The 15,488-nt window shown below is 44.6% G+C and carries 17 protein-coding genes; 10 read left to right on the top strand and 7 right to left on the bottom strand.

The window, feature by feature from the left end:
- The first annotated feature begins 390 nt into the window (after nucleotides 1-390).
- The 7 genes from HPS55_RS11795 to HPS55_RS11765 all read left to right on the top strand — a co-directional run bounded on the left by HPS55_RS11795 (nucleotide 391) and on the right by HPS55_RS11765 (nucleotide 6,401).
- Nucleotides 391-1,551, top strand: a complete 1,161-nt coding sequence (locus HPS55_RS11795) for a sensor histidine kinase (RefSeq protein WP_172178529.1) — start codon at nucleotides 391-393, stop codon at nucleotides 1,549-1,551.
- A 226-nt stretch (nucleotides 1,552-1,777) separates the two neighbouring features.
- The gene (locus HPS55_RS11790) at nucleotides 1,778-2,305 is read left to right on the top strand and encodes a YceD family protein (RefSeq protein WP_172178527.1); all 528 of its coding nucleotides are present in this window, start codon (nucleotides 1,778-1,780) and stop codon (nucleotides 2,303-2,305) included.
- 25 nt (nucleotides 2,306-2,330) lie between these two features.
- Nucleotides 2,331-2,519 (top strand): 50S ribosomal protein L32, encoded by a 189-nt coding sequence (gene rpmF / locus HPS55_RS11785; RefSeq protein WP_172178525.1) that lies wholly within the window; start codon nucleotides 2,331-2,333, stop codon nucleotides 2,517-2,519.
- Nucleotides 2,519-3,535: a beta-ketoacyl-ACP synthase III gene (locus HPS55_RS11780; RefSeq protein ID WP_172178523.1), complete on the top strand. Its 1,017-nt coding sequence runs from the start codon at nucleotides 2,519-2,521 to the stop codon at nucleotides 3,533-3,535. The genes rpmF and HPS55_RS11780 overlap by 1 nt, the downstream gene beginning before the upstream one ends.
- 94 nt (nucleotides 3,536-3,629) lie before the next feature.
- Nucleotides 3,630-4,511: a GTPase Era gene (gene era / locus HPS55_RS11775; protein WP_172178522.1), complete on the top strand. Its 882-nt coding sequence runs from the start codon at nucleotides 3,630-3,632 to the stop codon at nucleotides 4,509-4,511.
- A gap of 126 nt (nucleotides 4,512-4,637) precedes the next feature.
- Nucleotides 4,638-5,954, top strand: coding sequence for a ribosome biogenesis GTPase Der (gene der / locus HPS55_RS11770; RefSeq protein ID WP_172178521.1), 1,317 nt, complete (start codon nucleotides 4,638-4,640; stop codon nucleotides 5,952-5,954).
- A gap of 45 nt (nucleotides 5,955-5,999) precedes the next feature.
- A complete protein-coding gene (locus HPS55_RS11765) occupies nucleotides 6,000-6,401 on the top strand; it encodes a hypothetical protein (protein ID WP_253945895.1) in 402 nt (133 codons plus the stop codon).
- Nucleotides 6,402-6,658: 257 nt separating this feature from the next.
- Here HPS55_RS11765 and HPS55_RS11760 read toward each other — a convergent pair whose 3' ends face one another.
- From HPS55_RS11760 to HPS55_RS11730, 7 genes are all read right to left on the bottom strand, one after another.
- Nucleotides 6,659-7,738, bottom strand: a complete 1,080-nt coding sequence (locus HPS55_RS11760) for a linear amide C-N hydrolase (RefSeq protein ID WP_172178520.1) — start codon at nucleotides 7,736-7,738, stop codon at nucleotides 6,659-6,661.
- A 144-nt stretch (nucleotides 7,739-7,882) separates the two neighbouring features.
- Nucleotides 7,883-8,647, bottom strand: coding sequence for an ABC transporter ATP-binding protein (locus HPS55_RS11755; protein WP_172178519.1), 765 nt, complete (start codon nucleotides 8,645-8,647; stop codon nucleotides 7,883-7,885).
- A gap of 175 nt (nucleotides 8,648-8,822) precedes the next feature.
- Nucleotides 8,823-9,569, bottom strand: a complete 747-nt coding sequence (locus HPS55_RS11750; protein ID WP_172178518.1) for an MlaE family ABC transporter permease — start codon at nucleotides 9,567-9,569, stop codon at nucleotides 8,823-8,825.
- Nucleotides 9,570-9,827: 258 nt separating this feature from the next.
- Nucleotides 9,828-10,016, bottom strand: a complete 189-nt coding sequence (locus HPS55_RS11745; protein WP_172178517.1) for a hypothetical protein — start codon at nucleotides 10,014-10,016, stop codon at nucleotides 9,828-9,830.
- A 235-nt stretch (nucleotides 10,017-10,251) separates the two neighbouring features.
- A complete protein-coding gene (locus HPS55_RS11740) occupies nucleotides 10,252-10,503 on the bottom strand; it encodes a hypothetical protein (RefSeq protein WP_172324977.1) in 252 nt (83 codons plus the stop codon).
- A 453-nt stretch (nucleotides 10,504-10,956) separates the two neighbouring features.
- On the bottom strand, nucleotides 10,957-11,262 hold the full coding sequence (locus HPS55_RS11735) for a helix-turn-helix domain-containing protein (RefSeq protein ID WP_172178515.1): 306 nt from the start codon (nucleotides 11,260-11,262) through the stop codon (nucleotides 10,957-10,959).
- The gene (locus HPS55_RS11730) at nucleotides 11,234-11,575 is read right to left on the bottom strand and encodes a type II toxin-antitoxin system RelE/ParE family toxin (protein ID WP_172178514.1); all 342 of its coding nucleotides are present in this window, start codon (nucleotides 11,573-11,575) and stop codon (nucleotides 11,234-11,236) included. The genes HPS55_RS11735 and HPS55_RS11730 overlap by 29 nt, the downstream gene beginning before the upstream one ends.
- A gap of 206 nt (nucleotides 11,576-11,781) precedes the next feature.
- Here HPS55_RS11730 and lptB point away from each other — a divergent pair, with 206 nt between their 5' ends.
- The 3 genes from lptB (at nucleotide 11,782) to clpP (ending at nucleotide 15,480) form a co-directional block, all read left to right on the top strand.
- Entirely contained in the window at nucleotides 11,782-12,576 is a 795-nt protein-coding gene (gene lptB, locus HPS55_RS11725; RefSeq protein WP_172178512.1) for an LPS export ABC transporter ATP-binding protein, read from the top strand.
- A gap of 736 nt (nucleotides 12,577-13,312) precedes the next feature.
- Nucleotides 13,313-14,677 (top strand): trigger factor, encoded by a 1,365-nt coding sequence (gene tig, locus HPS55_RS11720; protein ID WP_172178510.1) that lies wholly within the window; start codon nucleotides 13,313-13,315, stop codon nucleotides 14,675-14,677.
- A 137-nt stretch (nucleotides 14,678-14,814) separates the two neighbouring features.
- Nucleotides 14,815-15,480 carry an ATP-dependent Clp endopeptidase proteolytic subunit ClpP gene (clpP, locus tag HPS55_RS11715; RefSeq protein WP_172178535.1) on the top strand — a complete coding sequence of 222 codons (666 nt, stop codon included), beginning with the start codon at nucleotides 14,815-14,817 and terminating at the stop codon, nucleotides 15,478-15,480.
- The last annotated feature ends 8 nt before the right edge of the window (nucleotides 15,481-15,488 follow it).

Here is a 15,488-nt window from a genome sequence, read left to right as displayed (position 1 = left end):
ATGGTACTGCAATGCAATGCGGGAGAGTAGGAGGCCGCCTTCTTTTCTTTATGTCTCCCCTGTCCGGTGAAACGGGCGGGGGAGATTTTTTTTGTGTTTGTGTGGGATGTATGGTATGGGTGGGACCCTGCCGGGGCCGTGGCCTTGCCATGTGATAGATATCCGGCTGTTTTGGACGGTCGGTCGGGAATAATGTGAAATTGAGAATTGGCAATTAATGAAATTCTCAATTCGTTACATGAGAGATGCAATAAGAAAGCTGTATCTGCGTTTTCCTTATTAGGAAATATTCATCGGATATGTCTTGTGTTAGTTATGGCTACGAAAGATATATGCATTGAATATTGATAATTTGTATTCAATAAATTAGATGATTAAAGAATAAATCTCATGCAATGGACTGACAGAATCAGGCAAGTGAAGATAATTTTGGTACTGGTGGCTGTAGTTATAGCTGTCACGTCGTTGTTGGTTTCACATATCCTTGTACGCGATCTTTCCGATGAGGAACGTAATAAGATGGAGGTATGGGCTCAGGCGTTGCATGCTCTCAACAATGCCGATGAAGATACGGATGTCACTCTAATTCTTAATGTAATTCAAGGTAACAATACTATTCCGGTGATAGTGCTTGATCCTTGTGGCAATGTTATGGATTATCGTAACATAAACATTCAGGCCGGTAATGCTTCAGATAGTATTTCCTATGTGGCAGCTTTGGGGCGTCATATGTTCCGTTCTGGAAAGTACATACGGATAAATATAGGTGAGGGCAATAAGGATTATCAGCTTGTATGTTATGATGAATCAACCATGCTTAAACGTCTGTCTTCATATCCTTATGTACAACTTGGTGTAGTTTTGATATTTGTTGTTGTGGCTATATTTGCATTACTGTCGTCAAAGCGTGCTGAGCAAAACAAGGTATGGGTAGGCTTGTCTAAGGAAACTGCTCATCAGTTGGGTACGCCGATATCCAGTCTTATGGCTTGGGTGGAGATATTGAAGGAGAGCTATCCTGACGACACTCTGATTCCCGAGTTGGATAAGGATGTGAAACGCTTGGAGCGCATAGCAGAGCGTTTTTCGAAGATTGGTTCTCTGCCGGAGGCTACAGATTGCAGTATGAACGAAATATTGGGGCATGTGATTGATTACATGGACAGACGTACTTCATCTAAAGTAGAGATTGTACGCAATTTTCCGGATAATGATGTGACGGTAAGGATGAATGCATCGCTCTTTGAATGGGTTGTTGAGAATCTTTGCAAGAATGCTGTTGATGCAATGGAGGGGCATGGGCGTATAGTGTTGGCATTATTTCAGGAAGGTGGAAAGGTTATTGTTGAAGTTTCGGACACTGGTAAAGGAATAAAGCGCAAGGACATAAAAAATGTGTTCAAGCCGGGATTTACCACAAAGAAACGAGGTTGGGGGCTGGGACTGTCGCTTGCCAAGCGTATTGTTGAAGAGTATCACGATGGAAGGATATACGTAAAGAGTTCGGAAGTCGGTAAGGGAACAACGTTCAGAATAGAACTTAGGATATAGTGCATTGTCAGAATAGAACTTGATTATGTGGCGGACAATTTGACGTATGCTTTCAAATCTGCACATTGGTATTTATGGTTTTTATGTAGTGGTTTGTAAAATGCTCTTGTTGAATACAAAACTCAGATAATCACCGTTTTCTTATTGTTTTTTATTGGCAAAAGATCCAAAAAAATACGGATAGATTGTCTTATATGAAAAATAATTAGTACCTTTGCATCCCGAAATGTGTAGTTTAGAACCTTTTAAGATTGATTTGAAAGGGCTGAAAGACGGCGATACGACGTTTGAGTTCAGTCTTGACGATGGCTTTTTTGAGGCTGTCGGGTCATCAGAAGTGCATAAAGGTAAAGTGTGTGTCGGATTGCTTATTCATAAAGTTGCCGAGCGCTATTTTGATTTGGACTTTCACATTGAAGGCGAGGTGATTGTGCCGTGTGACAGGTGTCTTGACGATATCCCTCAGGACATAAAAACAGACACTCATCTCGTGGCTCGTTTCGGTGAGGATTATTCGGAAAAGGATGAACTCGTGATAGTTGACGAGAACGAAGGTATTATCGATATATCATGGTTCGTATACGAATTTGTAGTTTTGAACATTCCCATTAAGCACGTGCATGCACCTGGAAAATGTAACCGTGCGATGATAGAGATGCTCACAGAGCATTATTCAGCTACCCGAAGTAGCGGTGGGGTGGATGAGAAGACTATAGACCCGAGATGGAGCGAATTATTGAAACTGAAAAATTAAAAGATTTTTAAAACATTAAAGAATTATGGCACATCCTAAAAGAAGACAGTCAAAGACTCGCACACTTAAAAGAAGAACCCATGACAAGGCAGTAGCACCTACATTGGCAGTATGTTCTAACTGCGGTGCTTACTATGTATATCATACTGTATGCCCGACTTGTGGTTACTACAGGGGTAAGATTGCTATCGTAAAGGAAGAAGTAGCTGAATAATGGAGAAGATCAACGCGATAATCACCGGTATAGGTGGCTATGTTCCCGACTATGTACTCAATAATGAGGAATTGTCGAGAATGGTTGACACCAACGACGAGTGGATTATGACGCGTGTCGGCATCAAGGAACGTCGTATTCTGACAGAAGAAGGTCTTGGTACCTCGTACATGGCGCGTAAGGCAGCGAAACAGTTGCTCCGGAAAACAGGTGTAGATCCTGATACTATAGACGCACTTATAGTTACAACATCTACTGCAGATTACAAGTTCCCTTCAACGGCTTCGATCGTACTCGGCAAGCTCGGATTGAAAAACGCATATGCGTTTGATATGTGGGCCGCATGCTGTGGATTCCTCTACACGCTTGATACGGCAGCCTCGATGATAGAGAGTGGCCGCTATAAAAAGATAATCGTTATAGGTGCCGACAAGATGTCATCGGTAGTTGACTACAAGGATCGTAGCACGTGTGCTCTTTTCGGAGATGGTGCTGCCGCTGTACTTGTGGAAGGTACTACCGAACCGGAACTCGGTTTGCGAGACTCATATTTCCGCACCGACGGCAAAGGTCTGCCTTTCCTTCATCTGAAGGCCGGCGGCTCTGTTTGTCCTCCGTCTTATTTCACAGTAGACCATCGTCTGCATTATCTCTATCAGGAGGGGCGTACGGTGTTCCGTTATGCCGTGACGAACATGAGCGACGACTGTGCCCTCATAGCTGAACGTAACGGACTGAACAAAGATAATATTGCTTTCGTTGTGCCCCATCAGGCCAACATGCGCATCATTGAGGCCGTTGCCAAACGTCTTGACTTGTCAATGGACAATGTGATGGTCAATATAGAGCATTTGGGAAATACAAGTGCAGCCACCATCCCGTTGGCTCTTTGGGAAAACGAGAATCGCTTGAAAAAGGGAGACAATCTGATCTTCACTGCTTTCGGAGCCGGATTTGTTCACGGAGCTTCTTACTATAAGTGGGCGTATGACGGTTCGGCTGCAGCGGCTAAATAACGGACAATTAAATCAGACACAGAACAAAAAAACGCATCCTAACGATTATGATTAAGGTGCGTTTTTTTGTCAATTAAAACTAAAGATATATCTTATGCACAAGGCCGGATTCGTGAACATAGTGGGAAATCCCAATGTCGGCAAATCAACGCTTATGAACCAATTGGTGGGTGAGCGTATTTCTATAGCCACTTTTAAAGCCCAAACGACGCGTCATCGTATTATGGGCATAGTAAATACGGACGACATGCAGATTGTTTTTTCCGACACTCCGGGAGTGCTCAAGCCCAATTACAAATTGCAAGAGTCAATGCTGGCTTTTTCGGAATCGGCGTTACAAGATGCTGATGTCTTGCTATATGTGACTGATGTGGTGGAAGATCCGGAGAAGAATCGTGATTTCCTTGATAAGGTGGCACGTATGAATGTGCCTGTATTACTGCTTATTAACAAGATAGACCAAAGCGATCAGACGACATTGGGCGACATTGTGGAGCGTTGGCATGGGCTTTTGCCTACAGCAGAGATACTGCCAATATCGGCAAAGAACAAATTTGGTGTGGATATGTTGCTCAACCGCATACGCGAACTTCTGCCCGACAGTCCTCCATATTTCGACAAAGAGCAGCTGACAGACAAGCCTGCCAGATTTTTCGTAAGTGAGATAATCCGTGAGAAAATACTGCTTTACTACGATAAAGAAATACCTTACTCGGTGGAGGTGAGTGTGGAGCAGTTCAAGGAAGATGCCCGCCGCATACATATCAGTGCTGTGATTTACGTGGAGCGTGACTCGCAGAAAGGTATCATCATAGGCCATCAAGGCGTGGCACTTAAGAAGGTCAGTACAGAAAGCCGCAAATCACTTGAGAAATTCTTCGGCAAGAGCATCTACCTTGAAGTATTTGTCAAAGTAGATAAGGATTGGCGCAGTTCGCAGAAAGAACTTAATAATTTCGGATACAATCCGGAATAAGATGGATAGAACAGTGATTAATATAGAAACAGCCTTGAATATTAAGTCATGCTGTGTCTGGTGCTTTTAAGCGGCAGTTCCCACTATTTGGTATGGGTTGTTTCTAATAATAAATATACATAGATTATGGCAAATAATTTAGTAGCTATAGTAGGTCGTCCCAATGTGGGCAAGTCTACGCTTTTCAATCGTCTCACCAAGTCGCGTCAGGCGATAGTGAGCGACGAGGCAGGTACCACTCGCGACCGCCAGTATGGCAAGTGTGAATGGAACGGCCGCGAATTTTCGGTAGTGGATACCGGCGGATGGGTGGTCAATTCCGATGATATTTTTGAAGAGGAAATACGCAAGCAGGTAATCATAGCCACAGAAGAGGCCGGTCTGGTTCTCTTTCTCGTTGATGTGACAAACGGTGTTACTGATCTCGATGTGGATGTAGCCAAAATCCTGCGGCGTTCCAAGTTGCCTGTAATTCTCGTGGCCAACAAGGCCGACAATAATGTACATCAGTATTATGCCGCCGAGTTTTATTCACTCGGTTTGGGCGAGCCTTACTGTGTAAGTGCGGCCACAGGCAGTGGCACTGGCGATCTGCTTGACATTGTACTCGACAAGTTGCCCACCGATGGCGGCGAACTGATAGAAGACGGCATACCTCGCTTTGCTATTGTCGGGCGCCCAAATGCAGGAAAGAGCAGTCTGATAAATGCCTTTATCGGTGAGGAACGCAACATCGTGACAGAGATTGCCGGTACCACACGTGACAGTATTTATACACGTTATGACAAGTTCGGATTTGATTTCTATCTTGTCGATACCGCCGGCATACGCCGCAAGAACAAGGTTACTGAAGATTTGGAGTTCTATAGTGTGATGCGTTCCATCCGTGCCATAGAAAACAGCGATGTCTGTGTACTCATGATAGATGCCACACGAGGTATCGAAGCACAGGACATGAACATATTTCAGTTGATACAGAAGAACAACAAGTCGCTTGTGGTTGTGGTCAACAAGTGGGATCTTGTGGAAGACAAGACCCAGAAAGTCATTGATACGTTCGAAGCAGCCATTCGCAAGCGTATGGCCCCGTTTGTCGATTTCCCGATTATCTTTGCCTCTGCACTCACCAAGCAGCGTATTTTCCGTGTGCTTGAAACTGCAAAAGAAGTTTATCTTAACCGCAAGGCAAAGATCGGGACATCGAAGCTCAACGAAGTGATGCTGCCGCTGATAGAAGCCTATCCGCCACCATCTATCAAGGGAAAGTATATCAAGATAAAGTATTGTACACAGTTGCCTAACACGCAGATACCGTCATTTGTGTTCTATGCAAATCTGCCGCAGTATGTCAAAGAGCCATACCGTCGATTCCTCGAGAACAAGATGCGCGAGAACTGGACACTTACCGGCACGCCTGTCAACATCTTCATACGTCAGAAGTAGATGCGTAGCCATTGCCTGAGTGTCATTAGCCTAAGGCTTTATGCCATGACAAGATATATGTCAATGTGCACGCTGATGTTTGTGCCTGTATTCTTTGGAGCATGCGGTGAGTCGAAGCCAGCACCCGAGGAATTGGCAGCACGGGCGGCGAAGACATATTACGACCATCTTATAGCGGGGCGTTATGCCGAATATGTAGCAGGACTTAATGTTCCTGACACCATTCCTGACGGTTACCGTGAGCAGTTGACAACCAATGCCAAGATGTTTGCTGTCATTCAGCAGCGTGAACATAAAGGTATGAGTGGCGTGGATGTATTGCGGGTCAAGACCGATTCCATCTCCGGACATACATTGGTGTATCTCATGCTGTGCTTCGGTGATAGTGTGCGGGAAGAGATTGTGGTGCCGATGATTGAGCATGATGGAGTTTGGAAGATGAGATAGAACTGTTTTCCCAATACATGTTTATGAAATATATGGGCGGTATCAAATCTGGGATGTTCCAGATTTTGATACCGCCATTGTCATATATAAACTGTTTTTTCGAGTTTTAGATATTAAAAGTGGGTCTTCTTTTAACCTATATTGTACCATTTTGCCAAGCGAAGACCCGTTTCTCAACAAAACGGCAGCTTTGCTTGCAAAGGTAATAAAAATATTTATACACGTTTTACCCCCCCCCGATTTTTAATTCAATTTAACTATTTTATTTTTATCATCGTTATCGGCTGTGTTTTTACTTTGTCAAGTGGAGCCGACTGATATTTTACCTTTCCGAAATCAATTGAATTTAGATCTATACATCGTATGGCACTGTTGTACATTGTGCGGTAGTATATCTTTTTGCCGCTCATGTCTGTTGCTACGGTCCATTGAGTGGCACTGGGGATGTCTGACGGGATTTTTCCACCGGCAAACTCTATGCCTACAGGTATATCAAAATTGTTCAGTATTTGAAAACATTGCATCACGCTTTCATTGGCTGTGGCTTTTTGTGGCGCTGTGGCCTTGTAGAATGCGGCCCTTACGAATCTTGACGGCGGAGTGGCGTCGCCCGGCAGACCGAGCATGCTGCTGCTTGCCCCGAACGAGGCCATTGTAATCCCGGCGAATTCGCGCGGCTCTTCTGTGCCGGGCCGCAGATTGATATAGTTGTTCAGGTTGGTCATATGCCATTCAAATCCCGGAGAGTTGGTTAGAACCCCCAAAGTGTTTTCATAGAAATTCACTTTTTCATTAACGATTTCCAATACCACCTGTCGTCCCGAAGGCTCGGCTATGCGCCAATGCACGGTAGAGGATCGTGGATCTGCCGTTGTTATGTGTATATTTCTGATGCTTTCTTTAACTTCGTCTATAGTCTTGAAGTTACTTAAAATCCATGCTACAACTTGAAGGTCTCCTATGGTTGTATGTCTGTTGCTTGGGTCGAATTTCTCGTACATTCCGTAATGTGGAAAGTAGAACAGACCGGCCGATAGTCCCGCTTCGTTTAGTCCTTCGGTTACATTTTCTTCTGTTTCCACGGCCATGCCCACATATCCGTATCGGGCTTTAAACTGCATCCCGTCTTTTTGGCCGTTGATGTAAGAACTGTGTGTATATCCCCGAGGCACAATCACGTAGCTGCTTTCCAGACTGCTGCCTCCCCATTCAATGGTTCGTGCCACTACTGTCCGGCCGTCCATACTTTTGAGTGTGATACCGGTACAGGCTTCCGTTTTTGTTGCATGTGCGAGCATCATCAGTGATGCGATGATAAAAAAAAGTCTTTGTCTCATAGTCGTGATAATCATTTAGTCAGAATGTTATACATTAATTATATACTTACGAGACAAAGATACGCATTAAGAAAGTGCAAACAATGTGTGTTTTGAATAGTTTATGATATCTTACGTTAATGAAAATCAGATTTGACGTTTTTTTTATTCTTTTCCTCTTACTGCGGCCCTCATTTGTTTTAGCAAGTCGCTGGCAAAGATGAAGTCGGTAAGTTTGCGGTTGGTAGATTCCATGATGTCTTTGCTATGTCCCTGCCATTCCTTTTGCCCTTCATATATGTATATGATGTTCTCACCGATGCCCATCACCGAGTTCATGTCGTGTGTGTTGATGATGGTCGTAATGTCAAATTCCTGTGTGATGCCGTGCAGTAGTTCGTCGATTACGAGCGATGTCTTCGGGTCCAATCCAGAGTTTGGCTCGTCGCAGAACAGATATTTCGGATTCAGCGCTATGGCGCGTGCTATGGCAACGCGCTTCTGCATGCCACCTGATATCTCGCCGGGATATTTGCGCTCGGCCTCCACCAGGTTCACCCGGTCGAGGCATGTGCGTGCCCTCTGTTGGCGTTCGCGAAGGTTCATGTTTGAGAACATGTCCAAAGGGAACATTACGTTTTCCAACACGGTCTGTGAGTCGAACAATGCTGCACTTTGGAAAATCATACCCATCTCACGTCGAAGCATGATTTTTTCTTTCTTTGACATTGCTACAAAGTCGCGACCGTCGTACAGTACTTCGCCGCTTGTAGGGTCAAGCAGCCCCACGAGATTTTTCATCAATACTGTTTTTCCGCTGCCGCTCTGTCCTATTATCAGATTGGTTTTTCCGTTTTCGAACACAGCGCTGATGTCTTTCAGTACTTGTTTGTCTTCGAATGATTTGCAGAGATTCTTTATTTCGATCATATTCTTTTTTTATTTTAAGGAGTTAAAGGGAGTTAGAGGAGTTATCGTGGGCTGTGCCCACTCGGGATTTAAAGACAACGGCCCTGTGGATGGTTTTATAAGACATTTGTCTTTGACTACTGAGCGGCCGTAAGGAGCGGTAACTCCCGCTAACTAATTTTAATCCTGAAAAAAACTACGACAACAACTGCGTCAGGAACACGTCTGAACATAATATCAATACGCTGCTGCTCACTACGGCATCAGTGCTGGCTTTGCCCACATTGACCGACCCGCCTTCCACCGTGTAGCCGAAGTATGACGGCACGCTCGATATGATGAACGCAAAGAACAGGCTCTTGATAATGCTCATCCATACAAACCATGGGTTGAAAGTGTGCTGAAGTCCCAATGTCAGATCCTCCGGACTCAGGACGTGCCCTATATATGCCGTTCCGTAGGCTCCGAGTATGCCTGTGGCTGAGCTGAATATTACAAGAAACGGCATTATGGTTATCAGTCCCAATATTTTGGGCAGTATGAGGTAACAGGCTGAGTTGACACCCATTATGTCAAGGGCGTCTATCTGTTGCGTAACACGCATTGTGCCTATCTCTGAAGCAATGTTGGACCCCACTTTGCCTGCCAGTATCAGACACATTATCGACGAGGAGAACTCAAGCAGCATAATTTCTCTTGTGGTGTAGCCCGTCACCCATCGGGGCATCCATGGGCTTTGTATGTTGAGTTTCATCTGTATGCAGATAACAGCACCGATGAAGAACGATATTAGCAGCACGATGCCTATTGAGTTGACCCCCAATTGCGACATTTCCTTGATATATTCCTTGAAGAACATTCTCATTCGTTCCGGCTTTTGGAATGTACGTCCCATGAGCATCAAGTAGCGTCCCAGCGTGTTAAGATATTTAGACAGTAACATTTTGATGTGTTGTTGTTTTGCCCCATTTCATCGGTCGTCAGACCGTTTTGTGGGTATTTTGGATTTTAACTGTGCAAAAATAACCAAAATACCCAAGAAACTGCAATATCGCGAATAGTTTTTGAAAATAACAACGGATATTAACTTAAAGTGAAGATGTCAGAGTTGTGAGTGCAGAGGTATGATTACCTTATGATAGCTCAACCACCAAGGGTAATCATACCTTTGCACTCACAACTCTACACTCTTAACTAAAAGTTATCCGCGGTCGGGCGTGTCAATGTCTATGCCCATCTCGCGTGTGGCGTCTCTCAACTCCTTGGCTGTAGGCTCCTCCCCGTCGGTTATCACCTGCTGTACGGGCAGTCCCTGGTTCATCTCGGGATAGTCTTTGATGGTTGTCTTCTCTTCATTGCTTGCATTGTGTTTTTTCTCTGAATAGTTCATAATGTTATCCTCCTTGTTTTATTAGTTAGACATCAGATTGGTTGTATTCCAAATTGCAGATACAATTGCAATCTCATGGTGCGAAGATACTGAAAATATTCTTTTCGCCATCGTCTTGTCTGCCGGTGGTAGTCTTTTTTGGAGTTTTTTCACGTGCGTTATCTAATTAAGTGCTTATGAGAGAATATGCTTCATTACGGGGCATCACCGTCTTGCTCTTGATTCTGCTTCGCCATTAATCCGGATACTCCGCCGGCTCCGATACTTCGTCAGTCCTGTAGTAATATGGCAAGGCGGATGCCTTTTGGTGACAGTGTATGGAAAAAGTAGTATTGTCTCGCTTTTTCTTAAAAAAACGCACTTCTTTTTTCTCGAAATAGAAAAGCCGGGAGGCCTTCTCTGCTTTCTTGACACACATTTCGAGTGTCTGTCTCTTGCCGTAAGGGCCTCCCGGTGATGCCATTACGGCGTAGTTGTCTTCTCGCAACGGCCTCGTTGCAGGGCCGGGAGGCCCTTACGGCAACCTCGCGAGGGCCTCTCTGCTTTCTTTACAAGGTGTTGTTATGAATATGTGAGCGTAACTTGCTGATTATCAGTGTGTCCTGTTTTGACCGAAAAATGGTGTTTTTCGGGGTGTTGGCGGGAAAATGCGATTTTGTGATGAGCGAGAAAGTGTTTTGTAAAAATAATTAATTGGTTTTTCTAAGAGGTTGAGCCTGTTTTGGCACAGATCCATCAAGGCACAGTATAAACCGATTGGAACCACGGTACGTCCTCTTTATAAAAATATTATACGAAGTCATAGTGTTGTGGATTTATTTTCTTATCTTTCTTCTAAAAAAAATCATTTTCTTTATCATGCCAGTGTATAATCTCATTATTGTCAAAATTTAATCATAGCACTTTGACACAACCCTTCATTGTCTTTGGCTGGTATTTCCTAATATATCGTTTTGACGACTTCCACCCTCATTCCGAGTGCGTTGATGATTCTGTAAAACGCACCGACACTGGGTACTATTACTCCATTCTCTACCTTGGATATATAGGACTTGGTGGAGTTGATGCGCTTTGCCAGTTCCGTTTGAGTAATTTTTGCCTCCTTGCGTGCATCAAGCAGTATTCGGCCGGAGTAGAAAGAAAGAGCGTCTTCTTCTGCCTTGATACGCTCTTGTGTCCCTTCCTTGCCAAACTTCCGGTCAAGTACGAGGTCGTAGTCAACTATTTGATGATTGTTTGTCTGCATAATATGCCTCCTTTATCTTTAATGCTTTTTCAATTTCATTTGGCGGTGTCTTCTGGCTTTTCTTTTGAAAGCCATTGAACAAGACAACGACTTTTCCTTCATCAAATATGAAAAACACCCGGAAGATGTTGCTTCCATATTCAGTACGTAACTCGTACAGTCCGTCCCTGATTAGTTTGATGAACTTCTTGGGAAGTCTTTCTTGGCTTTTGAGCAAGAGAAGACCATATTGGATTTTCTCTTGTTCCTTTTCCTTCAAGGTTCTCATGAATGCCTCGAAGTAACCACCGTATGTCAATATCCGACGCTTCATGTTGCAAAGGTAATGAAAGTTATTCTATCGTGCAACTATTTTGCAGGTTTCTTCGCGCACGCTCGTGGTTTAATGTTCGTGCGATTATAAGCCGGCATTTTATGCCGCGTTATCTAATCTTTATATCTGTTTTTCGCTCCAATCGTCCGTATTCTCGTTTTTTTGATGTACTTTTGTGCCGTTTAAACAATTAAGTACTTAATCACATGAGCGACAGCATAGACAACAATACGGTTGCCACACCGGCTGCCAAGGAATGTATGACACTGCGTACGGAGGGTCTGGTGAAACGTTACGGCAAGCGCACAGTGGTGAACGACGTGTCAATAAATGTGCGTCAGGGCGAGATTGTGGGCCTGCTCGGTCCCAACGGAGCCGGAAAGACCACGTCGTTCTATATGACGACGGGGCTCATCGTGCCTAACGGCGGACATATTTATCTTGACGATCTTGAGATCACCGACTATCCCGTCTACAAACGTGCTCGGGCCGGTATCGGCTATCTGGCACAGGAAAACAGCGTGTTCCGTAAGTTGAGCGTGGAGGACAATATCATGTCTGTGCTCGAGATGACGCAACTCAACCGCCAGGAGCAGCTCGACAAGCTTGAGAGCCTTATAAGCGAATTCCGTTTACAGAAAGTGCGCAAGAATACCGGTGACCGCCTTTCCGGTGGTGAACGCCGCCGTACAGAGATAGCGCGTTGTCTGGCCATAAATCCTAAGTTTATCATGCTCGACGAGCCTTTTGCCGGTGTCGACCCCATTGCCGTCGGCGACATTCAAAAGATTGTCTGGCAGTTGAAGGACCGCAACATTGGCATACTCATTACCGACCACAACGTGCACGAGACTCTGAGCATCACCGACCGTGCCTATCTGCTCTTCGAGGGGCGGATACTTTTCCAAGGTAATCCGGAGGAACTCGCTGCCAACAAGATTGTTCGCGAGAAATATCTCGGACGCGACTTCGTTTTGCGTAAGAAAGATTTCCAGGAGTAAGCCCCTCCTAACCTCCCCAAGGGGAGGAACCGACCGCACAAGATAAATCCCCATGCGGCTTCACCTCCCCTTGGGGAGCCCAGGAGGGTAGGGCGTCCAAAACTTATTGTTCATTTCTGAAATCATAGTCAAAAATATATTAAGTTAGTCACAGTATTAAACCAGAACGCGCCCCAACGGGGCAACAAGCCCATAGCCCGGGGCAGAGCGAAGCGGCACCCCGGGAATAATACGATTCATACATTCGCCCTGAAAGGGCAAAAGCGTTAATTATCAAATACTTACATTTTTTTTACATCCCTTGTGTTTTTATGCTTTTGCCCTTGCAGGGCGCGGAGTGTCGGTGTTTGATTCCCGGGGTGCCGTTTCGCTCTGCCCCGGGCTATGGGCTTGTTGCCCCGTTGGGGCGCGTTCTAATTTAATTCTGTTGACCAACTTATTAAAATACAGAATATGACATTGTTGCAATTGAGTAATTTTGTATTTTAACGACTCTGCTCATATAACGTTCATTTTTGAGCTACAATATAAAAAGTCAATTATTTAAATATCATACAGTTATTGCTAAATTTGATGCTATTTTGATACTAAAAATGACAGACAAATTATGGCCACCCTACCGGGAGGGGCTCTTGGAAATAGTTAAAAAATCGTAAACGTTAGGAGTTTACGGCATTTATCCGTATTTTTGCACCTCGAAAAAAACGACTAATACATTAATAATAATAAAATTAAGATGAATATTTCATTTGAAAACCCCGACAAAATCAATGGTCTGATGACCTTGACTTTCGAGAAGGAGGACTATCAGCCAGCTGTAGACAAGCAGTTGAAAGACTATCGCAAGAAGGCCAATGTGCCCGGATTCCGTCCCGGTCAGGTTCCAATGGGAATGATTAAACGTCAGTTCGGTACTTCTGTCAAGATGGACGTGGTGAACAAGTTGCTTGGCGAGAAACTTTATGAATATGTACGCGAGAACAAGATACAGATGCTTGGCGAACCTCTGCCGAGTGACAAGCAGAAAATGATTGACCCTGAGAAGGACGAGACTATGGAGTTCGTGTTCGATATAGCTGTGGCTCCTGAGTTTAAGGCCGAAATGACAGCCGACGATACGGTTGACTACTATAACATTGAGGTTGACGACGCTCTCGTGGAAAAGCAGGTGGATATGTTCTGCTCACGTACAGGCCATCATGAGAAAGTGGAGGCTTACGATCCCGCACAGCGTGACTTGTTGAAAGGCGACTTGCGCGAACTTGACGCTGAAGGTAATGTGAAAGAAAACGGTATTACCGTGGAGGGTGCCGTAATGATGCCGGAATACATCAAGGTGGAAGAGCAGAAGAATCTGTTCAACGGTGCCAAACTTGGTGACATCATCACATTCAATCCCCGCAAGGCTTATCCAGACAACGATTCCGAGGTATCTTCGCTTCTGAAGATTGACAAGGAGAAAGTGGCAGAAATGACATCTGACTTTACATACCAGGTTAATGAAGTTTCGCGTTTCGTAAAGGCAGAGGTAAATCAGGAACTGTTTGATCAAGTGTTCGGTAAGGATGAGGTAAAGGATGAAGCCGCTTTCCGTCAGAAGATAGCCGAAGGCATCAAGGAGCAGCTCGCAGTTGAGACAGACTATAAGTTCTTGCTTGATACACGTGCTTACATTGAGAATAAAGTGGGCGAACTGCAGTTCCCGGACGCTTTGTTGAAGCGTATCATGCAGAACAATAACAAGGACAAGGATGAGAAGTTTGTAGAGGACAACTACGAGGCCAGCATAAAGGAACTCAAGTGGCATCTTATCAAGGAGCAGCTTGTCGCTGCCAACGAGATCAAGGTTGACGACAAGGATATCAAGAATGTGGCTATAGAGTCGGCCCGTGCACAGTTTGCACAGTATGGTATGACAAACGTGCCCGATGAATATCTCGATAAGTATGCCGATGATATGCTGAAGGAGCGCAAGAATATCGACTCTCTCGTTGACCGTGCCATTGATGTGAAACTTATTGCCGCTCTCAAGGGCATAGTCAAGCTCAACGAGAAAACTATGTCACTCGACGATTTCAACAAGATGATGCAGGAAAAATAATTTGTTTTTTCTAAAAAATAATCTCACAATTAAGGAGGTTATCGACTTTTTTTATTAATTTTGTTCCAACGAACGAATAAAAAGGTCGATAACCTCCCTTTTTATTTCGGTTTGGATATAGAAAGGAAACAAAAATGATGAAAGATTTCAGAAAATATGCGACCAAGCATTTAGGCATCAACGGCCTTGTTTTTGACGAAGTGGTGAGCTCGCAGGCTCAGTATCTTAACCCGTATATACTTGAGGAACGTCAGCTCAATGTTACACAGATGGACGTTTTCTCGCGTCTGATGATGGACCGTATAATCTTCCTGGGAACACAGATTGACGACTATACGGCCAATACCTTGCAGGCACAGTTGCTCTATCTTGACTCTGTGGACTCAGGTAAGGATATTTCCATATACATCAATTCGCCCGGCGGAAGTGTTACAGCCGGTCTGGGCATCTACGATACGATGCAGTTCATATCAAGCGATGTAGCCACCATATGCACGGGTATGGCTGCTTCTATGGCAGCCGTGTTGCTTGTGGCAGGTGCCGAGGGCAAGCGTTCGGCGCTGACCCACAGTCGTGTTATGATACATCAGCCGTTGGGCGGTGTGCAGGGGCAGGCTTCGGATATCGAGATAGAGGCCAAGGAGATAATGAAGTTCAAAAAGGAACTGTATACCATTATCGCCAACCATTCGCATACTCCTTATGAGAAAGTGTGGAACGACTCTGACCGCAATTACTGGATGACGTCCGACGAGGCCAAGGAGTATGGCATGATAGACAACGTGTTGACGAGGAAAAAGTAAGAAGTGGT

It is taken from the genome of Xylanibacter rodentium, from assembly GCF_013166575.1.
In the GTDB taxonomy this organism is placed as follows: Bacteria; Bacteroidota; Bacteroidia; order Bacteroidales; family Bacteroidaceae; genus Prevotella; species Prevotella rodentium.
Note: the sequence above shows the minus strand (reverse complement) of the source record. Positions and strands in the feature narration are given on the sequence as shown.

Bases quoted from the DNA above. Each gene is read 5' to 3' on its own strand.
- HPS55_RS11795 (WP_172178529.1), top strand. From the start codon at position 391: ATGCAATGGACTGACAGAATCAGGCAAGTGAAGATAATTTTGGTACTG.
- HPS55_RS11790 (WP_172178527.1), top strand. From the start codon at position 1,778: ATGTGTAGTTTAGAACCTTTTAAGATTGATTTGAAAGGGCTGAAAGAC.
- rpmF (WP_172178525.1), top strand. From the start codon at position 2,331: ATGGCACATCCTAAAAGAAGACAGTCAAAGACTCGCACACTTAAAAGA.
- HPS55_RS11780 (WP_172178523.1), top strand. From the start codon at position 2,519: ATGGAGAAGATCAACGCGATAATCACCGGTATAGGTGGCTATGTTCCC.
- era (WP_172178522.1), top strand. From the start codon at position 3,630: ATGCACAAGGCCGGATTCGTGAACATAGTGGGAAATCCCAATGTCGGC.
- der (WP_172178521.1), top strand. From the start codon at position 4,638: ATGGCAAATAATTTAGTAGCTATAGTAGGTCGTCCCAATGTGGGCAAG.
- HPS55_RS11765 (WP_253945895.1), top strand. From the start codon at position 6,000: ATGACAAGATATATGTCAATGTGCACGCTGATGTTTGTGCCTGTATTC.
- HPS55_RS11760 (WP_172178520.1), bottom strand. From the start codon at position 7,738: ATGAGACAAAGACTTTTTTTTATCATCGCATCACTGATGATGCTCGCA.
- HPS55_RS11755 (WP_172178519.1), bottom strand. From the start codon at position 8,647: ATGATCGAAATAAAGAATCTCTGCAAATCATTCGAAGACAAACAAGTA.
- HPS55_RS11750 (WP_172178518.1), bottom strand. From the start codon at position 9,569: ATGTTACTGTCTAAATATCTTAACACGCTGGGACGCTACTTGATGCTC.
- HPS55_RS11745 (WP_172178517.1), bottom strand. From the start codon at position 10,016: ATGAACTATTCAGAGAAAAAACACAATGCAAGCAATGAAGAGAAGACA.
- HPS55_RS11735 (WP_172178515.1), bottom strand. From the start codon at position 11,262: ATGCAGACAAACAATCATCAAATAGTTGACTACGACCTCGTACTTGAC.
- HPS55_RS11730 (WP_172178514.1), bottom strand. From the start codon at position 11,575: ATGAAGCGTCGGATATTGACATACGGTGGTTACTTCGAGGCATTCATG.
- lptB (WP_172178512.1), top strand. From the start codon at position 11,782: ATGAGCGACAGCATAGACAACAATACGGTTGCCACACCGGCTGCCAAG.
- tig (WP_172178510.1), top strand. From the start codon at position 13,313: ATGAATATTTCATTTGAAAACCCCGACAAAATCAATGGTCTGATGACC.
- clpP (WP_172178535.1), top strand. From the start codon at position 14,815: ATGAAAGATTTCAGAAAATATGCGACCAAGCATTTAGGCATCAACGGC.